Here is a 12,416-nt window from a genome sequence, read left to right as displayed (position 1 = left end):
TCCCCCGGATCAGCGCCAGGACTCAGCCGTCACTTACGTCGCACTCTGCGTCGTCAGTACCATCGTGGTTGAAAAACACATCAAAAGCATTTCTGTGGCAACTGCCTGGTGGCACAACATTGACTGTCGCACCGACGCTATGTAGACACGCAGTTCCGGGCGCTCTGCGTCCAGTCTCACCGCTCATAAACAATCGAATTCACAAACCAGAGCTTCTCGCCCTCCGGCGTGTTGACCAGTACCTCGTCGCCTACTTCTTTTTTCAACAAGGCGCGGGCCATGGGCGAGTCGATGGAGATGTAGTCGTTGCGACCGTAGATCTCGTCGTAGCCGACAACGCGAAATTTCTTCAGGTCGCCCGCTTCGTTCTCGATCTCGACCCAGGCACCGAAAAATACCCGACCCTCCTGTTCCGGCGAATACTGGACGACGCGCATGTCTTCCAGGCGCTTGCGCAGGTAGCGCACACGCCGGTCGATCTCGCGCAGCAGCTTCTTGTTGTACTGGTAATCCGCGTTTTCGCTGCGATCCCCAAGCGACGCCGCCCAGGCGACTTTCTGGGTGATGTCGGGCCGGTGCTCTCGCCACAGATAGTCGAGTTCTTTCTTCAGGGCCTCGTGACCGCCCTGGGTGATGATCTTTGTACTCAAGACGTTTCTCCGGCCCCGCAACAATCAATTCAACGGGCAATCAAGGGTTAACGACGCGCCACCTCGTGCTGGATGCAGCCATCGTAGTAAACCTTGCTGACGGCATCAGGCTTCAAGCGCGATTCGCTGTCGTAGGTCTGCTCGGTGATGCGTAACGCCATTGGGCGCATCCATTGTTTGACGAACTTGCGCGCCTGAAGCTTCTGCCGCGCACCATAGCGTGTGACGCCCGACAGCTTGGAAGCCTGCGCACCGCCGGCAATGGTCGAACCCCAACGGCACAGATAACGCTCGTTTTCCGTCGCGTTTCTGGCCTGAACGGAAAAAGCCAGCCCGCAAAGCGTCAAGCACGCTACAGCACAATAAACCAAACGCATGCGCACACCACCTAATCCTTTGATAAGGCGGCGATTTTGCCTGTCGGATTGAACGCCGGGGGCCAGCAATATGCCTTCTACGGCAATTGCACACCTCGGCCTTTTCAGCCGAAGGTAATCAAGCCCTGACGAGCAATACGTGTCAGATCACGAATAACCTGCTCGACGTTATCCGTTTGCGGTGACTGCACCACGGCGAGGTCGAACTGGTCATTGGCAAAATGGCTCAGCGATTGTTGGGGATCGATGAACTGGATCAGAAACGCGCAGGAACCGCCGCGCCGACTTGGCCAGCCATCCAGATAACGTAACAGCGTGGGCTGATGAGAACCGCTCAGCAGGATTTTCGGATTCTTGCGGGACAAGACCGTGCTGATCGGGGAAAGACGAATGAGGGGGCGCAGGTTGTTCATGGTTTTTTCTCTGCCTCGCAAGATCCGCTGGGCAGCGGTGAGAGGCAACACCGAACCAACGTTTTAGCGGTATTTCGACAAGACATGAGCCTTGCCAGGCGCCCCGCAAGTAGTTGTTAAATCGGCGCTTGAGCACGCATCCTAGAGAAACGCCCCCTTCGTTGTCAATTGCCATCCTTGCCAGTGCAACTGGTGGACAGGTGCCTGCAAACGCACAAAGCCCGCAGCACGCGGGCTTTGTGGATCAAGCATAGCCGGTTATCGAGCGATGACGCGGTCCAGCGACAGTTTGCCTGCGCCTTCGATGAGCACCGCCAACGCGCCGCCGAGCAACGCCAGTGCGTATTCGTAGCCGTTGTTGGCCATGAAGAAGCCGTTATGGATGTGCACGGTAAAAATCGCCACCAGCAACAGCACGATAACCACCACCGCGGCCGGGCGGGCCAGCAGGCCAAGGAGCAGGCCCACACCGCCGAAGAACTCGGCACTGCCGGACATCAGTGCCATCAGGTAGCCGGGCGTCAGGCCCAGGCTTTCCATGTACTGCGCCGTGCCTTCCAGGCCGTAGCCGCCAAACGCACCAAATAGTTTCTGGCTGCCGTGGGCAATGAACGCGATGCCGACAACCACGCGCAGTAGGGTCAGGCCGTAACCAGCGCGGGTAGTAAGGACCGATTTGATCAATGTGTTCATACGGGCAAATTCCGGAATTGATTAGAAGGAAGTGACGCCATAATAATCAAATCGACTCATGTAAACGTCGCAAATAACGGCGCATAATCATCTAACAAATCGATACCTAGCGCTTTACCACCGATTTGTTGCCGCTCTTTTCCAGCGAATCGCGCTCGCGATCAAATGCCAGGTAGTACTTGTTCACGCTGTTCACGAACGCAACCACATTGGCCCCACCCTGCTCCATCGCCACGCGCTCGGTCTGAAAAAACCACTGGTTGGGGTTGAGTCCGCGTCGCCGCGCTTCCTCGCGCATGCCTTGCACGCGCTCCGGCCCCAGGTTGTAGGCCGCCATCACGAAGGCCATGCGCTCGCGCTCGTTGACTCGGGAGCTGGAAAAATATTTGCGCTGGATCTGCGCCATGTAACGCGACCCGGCGCGGACATTGTCGTCGGCGCTCTGAATGCTCGACACGCCGACACTTTTCGCCGCTGACGGCGTGATCTGCAACAGACCTGTCGCGCCGCCGCTGCCTTTGGCCGCCGGGTCGAGTTTGGACTCCTTGAATGCCAGCGCTGCGAGGTCCAGCCAGTCCATGCCTTGCGCATCAGCGTGGCGTTGCAGCATGGGGCGCAGTTGCTCAAGACGCTGGCGATTGTTGCTGACCAGCGGATTATTCACCTTGTAAGTGTTCTTGTACGCCTTGGCGAACACCAGGTCCTGCTGGGCCGACGGCTTATATCCCTTGAGAAAGTCATCGACACTGGCGCGCAGCAGGGTGGCGTTGTCACGCACAAACCAACTGATGTCACCGTGAGTCGGCAAGGTCAGGCCGCGATCAATGCGCAACTCAGGCATGATCTTCGCCCAACGTTCAGCAATGGGTTGCTCGACCAGGGTCATCGGGTAGATACCGGCCTGGACCATTTCCAGCACGTCCTCGACGGCCAGACTGGGGTCGACCCATTCGATTTTCGCCAGCGGCAGCTTGCGCAGTTCCAGTTGCCGGTTGACCTGATGCAAGGCTTCGTCGGCGGCGCTGCCGGTGGGCAGGCTCAGCGTGCGCCCGGACAACTGATCCACACGACGCAGGCTGCGCTGACCACGAACGCCGACCAGTACCAGCGGCACGTCATGCACGATCGGCGCACTGGCCTTGATGCCTTTGGCCTCGCTGACATCGAGCAATTCGCCAGGCGCGATCATGTCGCCTTCCCCGCGCTGCAACGCCGTCAGCAGCTGGTTCTTGGCTTTGGGAATGATCTTGAACGTGACTTTCTGCCCGTCGCGGGCATGGCTGTTGAGGTACTGCTCGAAGGCTTGCAGGCGATGATATTCGACGCCGATTTCCTGGCCTTTGACGTCGCCGGAACTGTTGCGGCTCTGATTGACCAGCACCTTCAACACTTTGCTGCTGCGAATGGTCGGCAGATCGCGGACCTGCGTGCTGTGCTGGACCGCATCGGGGCCGGACTGACGTGCAGACACCTGCAACGGCAAACAGGCCAGCAAACAGATAAAAGGCACAAGCGCGGATCGGGTCATTCACTTCCCCAGGGCAATGCCGGAAAAAAAACAGAGAAAAGGAAATCTTGAGGTCACGCAGCCGCATCGAACAGCGAAGAAAATCGTCGAGCCTTCTCGCTCAATCATTTGAATACCCAGCTATTTCTTGTCTATTTCTTATTGCAACTGCGGCTCTGGTATGCTCCGCAGCCTTCAGCTGGAGGTAGCACCATGCAACTCATCGACATCGGCGTCAATCTGACCAACGCAAGCTTTGCCTCGCAGCGACAGGCGGTACTCGACCGCGCCTATGCCGCAGGCGTCGATCAACTGGTGCTCACCGGCACCAGTGTCGAAGGCAGCGAACAGGCCTTGCAGTTGTGTCACGAACTCGATGAAAGTGCGCAACGCCTGTTTTGTACCGCTGGCATACACCCGCACTCAGCGAGCGGTTGGACCGGCGACACCGAGAAACAGTTGCATGCCCTGCTCAAGGAAAATCGCGTGCGTGCCGTGGGTGAATGCGGGCTGGATTTCAACCGTGACTTCTCCCCTCGCCCGCAGCAGGAAAAGGTGCTTGAAGCGCACCTGGCCATGGCCGTGGAGCTGCAACTGCCGGTGTTCCTCCACGAGCGCGACGCCAATCAGCGTCTGCTGGACATTCTGCGCGACTACCGTGACCGCCTGCCTGCGGCCGTGGTGCATTGCTTCACCGGCGAGCGGACAGCGCTGTTCAGCTACCTGGACCTGGACCTGCACATTGGCATCACCGGCTGGATCTGCGACGAACGACGTGGCACTCACCTGCATGCGCTGGTGGGCAACATCCCGCGCGGTCGATTGATGCTGGAAAGCGACGCGCCTTATCTGCTGCCTCGCAGCCTGCGGCCCAAGCCGAAAAATGGCCGCAACGAGCCCGCCTATCTGCCGGAAGTGTTGCGCGAAGTGGCCTTGCACCGGGACGAAAGTCAGGAAGACCTGGCGCGTCACAGCACCGCCTGCGCACGGGCGTTTTTCGACCTGCCGACCGTGCAACCGACAGAGGATGAAAATCTGCAGCTTTGTTGACCCGCATCAACGGTCGCTTTGATGAATGAGGCATCGTGATGGCATCTTGCTGCTATTCCACACGATCATCAAAGAAGACCGCTCATGGGCTCATGGCTTGGCAACCTTTCACTGAAGTACAAATTCTGGGCCGTCAACGCGGTCGCTTTTTTTACCACGCTGCTGTTGGTGCTGTTTGCCCTGCAACTGGAGCAGCAGGCACGCGCAGAAACCTCACGCGAAGCTGCGCAAGCCCAGGCGCGGCTGCTGATCACCTGGCCTGCCGACAAACCGCTGCCCTCCAGCGACACGCTGCTGGTCTACCCCCAAGGTCAGGCACCCGCGCTGAACGGGCTTGCGCTGCCAGAACTGGCAAGCGGCAGCGGCTGGGTTGCCCTGGATAAACCGTCTGGCGGTCAATTGCTGAACGGGGCCTGGCTTGCGCCCGCCAATAAGGATCAGCAGCTTGCCGTGCTGGCCTTTACCCCGACCTTCAAGCAAATACTGCTGGATCGCTTCACGCACTACGCCGCCGCCGTTTTTGTGCTGATGCTGTTGATGCTCTGCGCCTCGCAACTGTTGATCCGTTTTCTACTCGGCCAGCTCAACGCGCTCAAGGACGTGATGCTGCATGTCGAGAAAAGCGGCGACCTGTCAGCCCGTGTGGCCAACCGCAGTGACGACGAGGTGGGGCAGATGGCCAAGGCCTTCAACGCCATGCAGGCCGGATACCAGCGGGTGGTCAACACCGTTTCGCAGACCGCCAGCCGTCTCGATGAGGGCGCCGCGCATCTGGCCTCGGGCATGAAGGATGTACGTCAGGGCATGCTCGGCCAGCAAAGTGAAACCGATCAGGTGGCCACCGCGATCAACGAAATGACCGCCACTGTCCATCACATCGCCCAGCACGCCACGGCCACCCGCGATCAGTCGCAGACCGCCGACGCGCTGGCGGTCACCGGCAAGGGCGTTGTTGATCGTGTGCAGGTGTCGATTGCCGGGCTTTCCAGCGGTGTGCAGCAGACGGCGGAAATGATCCAGCGCATGGCCGAAGACAGCCAGAAGATCAACGGTGTGGTCAACGTGATCCACAGCATTGCCGAGCAGACCAACCTGCTGGCCCTGAACGCCGCCATCGAAGCCGCCCGCGCCGGGGAGATGGGTAGGGGCTTTGCGGTGGTCGCCGACGAGGTGCGCAATCTGGCCAGGCGCGTGCAGACCTCGACCGACGAAATCACCACGATGGTCTCGACCCTGCAAAGCGGCACCCGCGATGCGGTGGATTTCATGCAGGACAGCTCGTTCAAGGCCGATGAGTGCGTACAACAGGCCAGGGAAGCCGGCGAGGCGCTGGCGGCGATTGCCAGCGCAGTGGCGCAGATGCGCGAAAGCAATACCCAGATCGCCGTCGCAGCGCAGCAGCAGAGCCAGGTGGCAGAGGACATGAACCGCGCCGTGGTGAGCATTCGCGATGTCACCGAGCGCACGGTGATTCAGACCGTGGACTCCGCCAGCACCAGCGACCAGCTCGCTACACTGGCGGGCGAGCTGAATAGTGCGATTGGCCAGCTCAGGCTGTAACAGGCTATCGCGGCGATAGACAGGCTTGACTCGCGGGCGATCAGAGGCGGGCTTACTCTTCAAGCATTGAACGACACACTGAACGTCGTCCTGAATGCCGTGCTGAAGAGGACATCACCATGAACAAGCCACTTGATTTGCACCTAAACCAACGTCATGACAACAACGATCATCAAGAGCAATCAGCCAGCGTTGCTCTTTATCTGATTGCCGTACCCCTGTTCATACTTGCGTCCTTGCTGATACTCAATGGCCTGTTTTCCGAAAGCCTTTCATCAATGGCCATCGGAGTGATCGGGCTGGCGGCGGCGCTGGGATTCCAGCGCAAGGACGCCGCCCGGCTCGCTGGCAAACCTTGACTACGTCTGTTTAGCCAAACACCGTCACCGTCTGGCGACTGATCGCAATCAGCTCGCCGGCAGGGCTCCACAAGGCCGCCGCCGTGTGACCATAGCCGTCGCGGGCATGCTCGATGACCGCGCGGTAGCTGCACCATTGCAGCGTATCGAGCGCGGGCTGTGGCTGAACGAATTCGATGGTCCAGGTCAGTGAGCTGCCAGGCGCGGGTTGGTTCAGGTGCGGCAATATCGCCGGCGGCCAAGTGTCGACCAGCGCCAGAATGTACGCTTCACTCAAGGGCCTGGCGCGCTGCTCATCACGAAAACGCACATAACCGCCAATCGCCGGTGAGGGGGTGTTGCTGTAAGGCATGCCACCCAACGCCCAGCGAACGTCCATGAAACGCAGGTAGTCGGGCATCAGGCCGCTGACGAAAGGCAGCTCCGGGCAGTCTTCAAGCGGTGTGAGGGCTGGTGCGGGCTGGGCAGCCACGGCAATCATCGACTCCCGAGCCGCGCCGAAGCTGCCCTGAATCAGCGTCATCACCTCGCCATTCTGTACGGCACGCCCCAGCACCTGGCTGACACCCTTGCCGTGGCGCAGAATTTCGACCTCGAAAGCAATCGGCACACCGGGCGCTGCCGGGCCGACGAAGGTGATCGCCAGCGAGCGAATCGGCCGCCCTTCCGGCACCTGTTTGCGCATCGCCTCGTAGGTCAGCGCCGCCATCAATCCGCCAAAGCAGGCGCGCCCCTGGGACCATTCGGCAGGAATGGTCACCGAGCCTGGGTTGTCACAGGCGGCATCGATCAGTTCGGAAAAGGTCATGATTGCTCCAACGACTCAAAATCAGGTGATTGGATGATAACCATCCTCTTTCTGGGCCGCATGCTTCATAGTGGCCATTAGTGCGGCTTGAATGGCACTTTTTCCAAAAAGGCTGACACGACCTGGCGGATCAGAAACAGGCTTTAGCCAGCCGTTTGAGTGACGCTTCGGCTTTGCGCTCGGCCTGCACGATGCCGATTTGCCAACCGGGTACGCAAGGTGCCAGGTCCGCCTGCTCTTCAGCCTGCGCCAGCCACTGCAAGTGATCGTGCCAGTCGCCGAGTTCGCCCTGTGCGGACTTGAGCCGGGCCTGCATGTTTTTCGGTTGATGACTGAGTTCCGGGTAGGCTTCGGCGGCGTAACGCACGCGCTTGATCAGCAGCCGCAAGTCGTGGCGGTCATGCCCAGGCTCGGCAATGGCCACGCGCAGTTTCTTCCACTGCTTGTCCATGCGCTTTTCGATGGTCTTGCGCAGCCCGCGCAACAGCCCCTGCCGCTGCTGCACGCGCAGCGTTTCCGGCAAGCGGTCGATCAGCGTCAGCAAACCGGCCAGCTCCGCTGAGGTGGCGACTTTCGGGCAGGCATTTCCCAGGTACTGGTCGCGTGTGAACGCGGCCTCGTTCAGGCCCTGTTCTTCGAGAAACGCGGCCAGCACCTGCATGTCCCGCAACGGCGTGGTCAACTGGCCTACCGCCTTGGCGGCTTCTTCCAGTTCTGCGGCAGCCGCAATGTCGCGCAACGGGCGCAATACGCTGCGCAGACGCCGCACGGTGGTGCGCAAATCATGCAGCGCTTCACTGTCGGTCGAAACCGCCAGACGCGCCTGACAAGCGAGCAATTTGACGTCCAGCGCCAACACTTCGGCAACCAGATGATTGACCATTGAAGACATGCAATTCCCCTTCGACAAGACGACTCATGAATGCCTGTCCCTGACGGCTGACACTCTCCATGGCAAACGCCGACGCAGCACCCTCAACGCCTCTCTCAGGCGACTCGCCGAGGCCAGTCGCCCGCCATAGCGCTGCGCCTGAAACTCGCGAATGAACGCGCTGATGGCCTCGGCATGCTGCGGAAAGAACACCACCGCACGACGGCAGAACGCATCAGCGCCTTCGCCCGGCATACGACGCAGACCATGACGGGCCAGCAAGCGTTCAAATGCGCCGAACACGCGAAGCTGCGAATCGCTCTCGCGCTGCCATGGTTTGAACAGCCACAACGCAATCAAACCCAATGAAAGCACGATGCCCGCGACAAAAACCGGTGCCTGAAACCCGGAAAACCAGCGGCCGAGAATTTGTAACTGTTGTTGTCCCTGATAGCCCAGCACCCAGCGCTGCCAACCGTAGTTGAGGTTGTCCCAGCTCAGGCGCAGGGTGTTGAGCCAGGGCACGTTGCGATAGCGCAGCGCCGACAGCGGCGAATCCTGCAGGAACGCTTCGTCAGCCGCCAGTGCCTGCTCCAGGCCTTGTTCGATGCGTTGCGGCGCAACGGCCGCCGTCGGGTCGACACTCCGCCAGCCCACGCCCGGCTGCCAGTATTCGACCCAGGCGTGCGCATCGAACTGACGCACCGTCAGGTACTGCCCGTCCGGGTTCAGTTCGCCGCCCTGATACCCGGCCACCACCCGCGCCGGAATGCCTGCGGCACGCAGCACAAAGGTCATGGCCCCGGCATAGTGCGCGCAGAAGCCCCGGCGACTGATGAACAGAAACTCGTCAATGCTGTCGTTACCCAGCGGCGTCGGCTTGAGGGTGTAATGAAACGGCTGGTCGCTGAAATAGCCGAGCATGGCCTCGACCAGCGCGTCCGGCTTCGCATAGCGACGGCGCAGGTCGGCGGCCCACTGGCGAGCCTGATCATCGCCTTTGGCGGGCAGTTGCAGGTTCTGCCGCTGAATCTGCTCGCTGGACTGCGGGTCGCGAAGGCTCTGCGGCCAGGAGTTGACGGCATACAGCAGCGACTGCTCGATGGGCCGTCTGCGTTGCAGGCGAAAGTCGCTCATCTGGCGCACGTCGGGCAATGTAGTTTGCGCCACGTCGAGGCTCGGCATCCACGGTCGGCCGCTGGCTTCCATGACGATGCTGTAAGCCAGCACCGGGCCGCGCTTTTCCCACTGCGGCACCTGCACGGTCTGCGCGCGTGCCGACTGCGACCAGCGACGTCCGTCGAATTGCTCAAGGGTCAGGCCGCGCCAGTACAGCTGATTGCGCGCCGGCATCGGCCCTTCAAAACTGGCACGAAACACCAGCGCCGGAGATTTGCTCAGTTCGGCCATGTCGCCCGGCGCCATATTGTCGGACAGCCCCGTGACACCCTTGTTGCTCGGTTGCGGCAGGGACCAGAGCGGGTCCAGGCGCGGAAAAAACAGAAACAACAGCAGCATCAGCGGCGCGGCCTGGGCCATCAGCTTGAAGGCCAGCTTGAGCGTGTCAGCTGATTTGCCAGCCAGATCCGACTGTTGCAGGCCGATCAACGCAGCCAGCAACGCCCCGACCGGTAATAAACTGAAAAGCGCCCACAGCAGGTTGTCCTCGAACAGATAGCCAACCGCCACGCAAAAAAAGCCGAGGAAGATCAGCACTCGTGCGTCGCGACGGTTGTTCATCTCGATCATTTTCAGGACGAAAGCCGCCACCAGCAGCGCAGCGCCCGCATCCAGGCCGACCAGGCTGCCACGAGCCAGGTACACGCCACCGGCAGTGCCCACCAGCAACCCGGACTTGATCCAGGTGCCGGGCAGCCGGGCGCGCATGCGAAACACCTGAACCCGCCAAAACGTGCAGCCCAGCCACAGGAGGGTGATGGAAATCGGCACGTGCTGCACAAATGGCAGCACCACCAGTGCCTGCGCCAACAGCAGCCAGGTGAGGCTGACACGCGCAATGGGCGCGGCGGCTTTCGGCTCGGCTACGACGGCATCTGCCTTGTTGATCATGATCGATGACCATAAAGCGCAAGGGCGCGCAGGCAGGCTTCGCGATGCGCGTCACCGCTGTCCACCGTCGAGAGAAAACCCGGCAGGCGCAAGGCAAACGGCTGATGGCGCTGGGACAACTCCAGCACCCAGTAACACAGGCGCGACAGGCGCTCCTCAATGTCGCCGCCCAGTGCCATGAAGTCCAGGCACAGGTCATGGCCACTCAGGTCAGTGAAATCCTTGACCAACAGGCCCTGCCCTCGGGAGTACGCTTTCCAGTGCAGACGGCTGCGATTGTCGCCCGGCTGGTAACTGCGCAGGCCTTGAAAGTCATCGACACCAGCGCCCTGAGTCGCCTGGCCATCGTCTTCAGCGTGGGGCTGCACACCTTTGAGCAACGGCAGGGTCCCGGACAACGGCCGTGGGTAGATCAAGGCGCTCTGTTCCAGGTCCAGCCAGCTCCAGGCGCGGAAGACGCCCAGTGGGAACACGCTCTCGACGCGTAATCTGGGTGCGCGCAGCCAGCCACGTTTTTCGGCAGGCAGGGTCAGTTCCAGGTCAGTCAGCCCGCGTGGCAGTACATCGCCCGCCTGCAGCGCGGTTGCGCTCCAACCCAGGCCCAGCGCGTGATGGGCCTGCCCGGCGCTTTCCAGACGCAGGCGCAATTGCACCGGCTCACCGACAAACACCGAACGCGCCACACCGGCACTGAGAATCAGGCCGCTGATGTTGCGATAGGTGTGCAGGATCGCCAGCACGCCGACCGACAGCAACAGAAAGGTCAGGCCGTAAGCCAGGCTGTTCTGATAATTGATCGCCACCAGCAGCATGAGTACCAGCACAATCGCAAAGGTCATGCCGGTGCGCGTCGGCATGATGAAGATGCGCCGGTGGTCAAGGGTGATGCGCGACGCCGGGGGAATGCGCTTTGCCAGCCAGCGTTGCAAGAGCGGTTTGAGCGGTTCGATCAAAGCACCGGCACCTCGCGCAGCAACCATTGCACCAGCGCCCCGCCGCCATGCCCGGTCGGGTCACTGCGCTCGCGTAGCCGATGGCCGACCACCGAGGGCAGCACCGCCTGCACGTCTTCGGGGATCACGTAATCGCGCCCCAGCAACATCGCCCAGGCCCGCGCCGCCGCCAGAATCGCCAGGCTCGCCCTGGGCGACAGGCCGTAGGCAAACTGCGCCTGGCTGCGCGTCGCATCGACCAGCCGCAACACATAATCGACCAGCGCATCACTGGCGCGCACCTGACGCGCCTGTGCCTGGAGCTGACCGAGCAGGGCGTGATCCAGAATAGGTTGCAGGCGCGGTAGCAGCTCGCGGCGCGACTCGCCGAGCAGCAGGGCTTTTTCTGCGGCTCTGGCCGGGTAGCCCATGGAAATACGCATCAGGAAGCGGTCAAGCTGCGACTCGGGCAGCGCAAAGGTGCCGCCCGAACTGAACGGGTTCTGAGTGGCGATCACAAAAAACGGATCGGGCAACAGGCGGGTCGCGCCTTCGATGGACACCTGCCCTTCTTCCATCGCTTCCAGCAAGGCGCTCTGGCTTTTGGGCGTGGCGCGGTTGATTTCATCGGCGAGCACCAGCTCAGCAAAGATCGGCCCGGGGTGGAAGGTGAATTGCCCACTGTCGCGATCAAACACCGAGGTGCCCAGAATATCGCCGGGTAACAGGTCGGACGTGAACTGAATGCGCTGATAACTGAGGCCGAGAATTTTCGCCAGCGCGTGGCTGAGGGTGGTCTTGCCCATCCCCGGCAAGTCCTCGATCAGCAGATGCCCGCCGCCGATCAGGCACGTCATCGCCAGCCGCACCTGCGCTTCCTTGCCCAGAATCACTTCATTGATGGCGCTCAGGCACGCATCGAGTTTTCTACCCATCGAAAGCCCCTTCCGAAAACAGCTGCATGACTGCGGGACTGCAAGCGATGCAAAACGTACGAACACTCTACGGTGAGCGTAGGCCGTTTCGCTAGGGTCTGTTCCCGTTTCGACGTAACCTATTGATCCCTATGAGAACAGGCCCGTATTGTTGGAGTTCTCACACAACACCAATACGAGCCTGCAATGCC

13 protein-coding genes are annotated in these 12,416 nt (G+C 60.9%); 3 read left to right on the top strand and 10 right to left on the bottom strand.

Annotation, left to right across the window (positions count from 1 at the left end; genetic code table 11):
• Nucleotides 1-176 precede the first annotated feature (176 nt).
• From greB to DW49_RS0119440, 5 genes are all read right to left on the bottom strand, one after another.
• The gene (greB, locus tag DW49_RS0119460; RefSeq protein WP_005617338.1) at nucleotides 177-650 is read right to left on the bottom strand and encodes a transcription elongation factor GreB; all 474 of its coding nucleotides are present in this window, start codon (nucleotides 648-650) and stop codon (nucleotides 177-179) included.
• A gap of 47 nt (nucleotides 651-697) precedes the next feature.
• Complete coding sequence (locus DW49_RS0119455; protein WP_003379830.1) at nucleotides 698-1,027, bottom strand: hypothetical protein; 330 nt, start codon at nucleotides 1,025-1,027, stop codon at nucleotides 698-700.
• Between the two features lie 104 nt (nucleotides 1,028-1,131).
• Nucleotides 1,132-1,440: a class I SAM-dependent methyltransferase gene (locus DW49_RS0119450; RefSeq protein ID WP_005617334.1), complete on the bottom strand. Its 309-nt coding sequence runs from the start codon at nucleotides 1,438-1,440 to the stop codon at nucleotides 1,132-1,134.
• A gap of 258 nt (nucleotides 1,441-1,698) precedes the next feature.
• A complete protein-coding gene (locus DW49_RS0119445; protein ID WP_003379828.1) occupies nucleotides 1,699-2,133 on the bottom strand; it encodes a DoxX family protein in 435 nt (144 codons plus the stop codon).
• A gap of 106 nt (nucleotides 2,134-2,239) precedes the next feature.
• Nucleotides 2,240-3,661, bottom strand: coding sequence for an MltF family protein (locus DW49_RS0119440; protein ID WP_005617332.1), 1,422 nt, complete (start codon nucleotides 3,659-3,661; stop codon nucleotides 2,240-2,242).
• A 192-nt stretch (nucleotides 3,662-3,853) separates the two neighbouring features.
• Here DW49_RS0119440 and DW49_RS0119435 point away from each other — a divergent pair, with 192 nt between their 5' ends.
• From DW49_RS0119435 to DW49_RS0119425, 3 genes are all read left to right on the top strand, one after another.
• Nucleotides 3,854-4,690, top strand: a complete 837-nt coding sequence (locus DW49_RS0119435) for a TatD family hydrolase (protein ID WP_005617330.1) — start codon at nucleotides 3,854-3,856, stop codon at nucleotides 4,688-4,690.
• An 84-nt stretch (nucleotides 4,691-4,774) separates the two neighbouring features.
• Nucleotides 4,775-6,250 (top strand): methyl-accepting chemotaxis protein, encoded by a 1,476-nt coding sequence (locus tag DW49_RS0119430; protein WP_005617328.1) that lies wholly within the window; start codon nucleotides 4,775-4,777, stop codon nucleotides 6,248-6,250.
• 119 nt (nucleotides 6,251-6,369) lie between these two features.
• Nucleotides 6,370-6,609, top strand: coding sequence for a hypothetical protein (locus tag DW49_RS0119425; RefSeq protein ID WP_003379821.1), 240 nt, complete (start codon nucleotides 6,370-6,372; stop codon nucleotides 6,607-6,609).
• A gap of 10 nt (nucleotides 6,610-6,619) precedes the next feature.
• Here DW49_RS0119425 and DW49_RS0119420 read toward each other — a convergent pair whose 3' ends face one another.
• From DW49_RS0119420 to DW49_RS0119400, 5 genes are all read right to left on the bottom strand, one after another.
• Nucleotides 6,620-7,417, bottom strand: coding sequence for an acyl-CoA thioesterase (locus DW49_RS0119420; RefSeq protein ID WP_005617326.1), 798 nt, complete (start codon nucleotides 7,415-7,417; stop codon nucleotides 6,620-6,622).
• 130 nt (nucleotides 7,418-7,547) lie between these two features.
• Nucleotides 7,548-8,309: a CHAD domain-containing protein gene (locus tag DW49_RS0119415; RefSeq protein ID WP_005617325.1), complete on the bottom strand. Its 762-nt coding sequence runs from the start codon at nucleotides 8,307-8,309 to the stop codon at nucleotides 7,548-7,550.
• A 24-nt stretch (nucleotides 8,310-8,333) separates the two neighbouring features.
• The gene (locus DW49_RS0119410) at nucleotides 8,334-10,358 is read right to left on the bottom strand and encodes a transglutaminase TgpA family protein (RefSeq protein ID WP_005617323.1); all 2,025 of its coding nucleotides are present in this window, start codon (nucleotides 10,356-10,358) and stop codon (nucleotides 8,334-8,336) included.
• Nucleotides 10,355-11,338, bottom strand: coding sequence for a DUF58 domain-containing protein (locus DW49_RS0119405; protein WP_005617322.1), 984 nt, complete (start codon nucleotides 11,336-11,338; stop codon nucleotides 10,355-10,357). The genes DW49_RS0119410 and DW49_RS0119405 overlap by 4 nt, the downstream gene beginning before the upstream one ends.
• Entirely contained in the window at nucleotides 11,308-12,225 is a 918-nt protein-coding gene (locus DW49_RS0119400; protein WP_005738027.1) for an AAA family ATPase, read from the bottom strand. Before DW49_RS0119400 ends, DW49_RS0119405 begins: the two co-directional genes overlap by 31 nt.
• Between the last annotated feature and the right edge of the window lie 191 nt (nucleotides 12,226-12,416).

The sequence above is a fragment of the Pseudomonas avellanae BPIC 631 genome (assembly GCF_000444135.1).
In the GTDB taxonomy this organism is placed as follows: domain Bacteria; phylum Pseudomonadota; class Gammaproteobacteria; order Pseudomonadales; family Pseudomonadaceae; genus Aquipseudomonas; species Aquipseudomonas avellanae.
The sequence above is the reverse complement of the archived record's forward strand: the minus strand, read 5'-3'. Positions and strand labels throughout refer to the sequence as shown.

What these genes read in the sequence shown, in the direction of transcription:
- DW49_RS0119455 (WP_003379830.1), bottom strand. Translation starts at nt 1,027, where the DNA reads ATGCGTTTGGTTTATTGTGCTGTAGCGTGCTTGACGCTTTGCGGGCTG.
- DW49_RS0119450 (WP_005617334.1), bottom strand. Translation starts at nt 1,440, where the DNA reads ATGAACAACCTGCGCCCCCTCATTCGTCTTTCCCCGATCAGCACGGTC.
- DW49_RS0119445 (WP_003379828.1), bottom strand. Translation starts at nt 2,133, where the DNA reads ATGAACACATTGATCAAATCGGTCCTTACTACCCGCGCTGGTTACGGC.
- DW49_RS0119440 (WP_005617332.1), bottom strand. Translation starts at nt 3,661, where the DNA reads ATGACCCGATCCGCGCTTGTGCCTTTTATCTGTTTGCTGGCCTGTTTG.
- DW49_RS0119435 (WP_005617330.1), top strand. Translation starts at nt 3,854, where the DNA reads ATGCAACTCATCGACATCGGCGTCAATCTGACCAACGCAAGCTTTGCC.
- DW49_RS0119430 (WP_005617328.1), top strand. Translation starts at nt 4,775, where the DNA reads ATGGGCTCATGGCTTGGCAACCTTTCACTGAAGTACAAATTCTGGGCC.
- DW49_RS0119425 (WP_003379821.1), top strand. Translation starts at nt 6,370, where the DNA reads ATGAACAAGCCACTTGATTTGCACCTAAACCAACGTCATGACAACAAC.
- DW49_RS0119420 (WP_005617326.1), bottom strand. Translation starts at nt 7,417, where the DNA reads ATGACCTTTTCCGAACTGATCGATGCCGCCTGTGACAACCCAGGCTCG.
- DW49_RS0119415 (WP_005617325.1), bottom strand. Translation starts at nt 8,309, where the DNA reads ATGTCTTCAATGGTCAATCATCTGGTTGCCGAAGTGTTGGCGCTGGAC.
- DW49_RS0119410 (WP_005617323.1), bottom strand. Translation starts at nt 10,358, where the DNA reads ATGATCAACAAGGCAGATGCCGTCGTAGCCGAGCCGAAAGCCGCCGCG.
- DW49_RS0119405 (WP_005617322.1), bottom strand. Translation starts at nt 11,338, where the DNA reads ATGGTTGCTGCGCGAGGTGCCGGTGCTTTGATCGAACCGCTCAAACCG.
- DW49_RS0119400 (WP_005738027.1), bottom strand. Translation starts at nt 12,225, where the DNA reads ATGGGTAGAAAACTCGATGCGTGCCTGAGCGCCATCAATGAAGTGATT.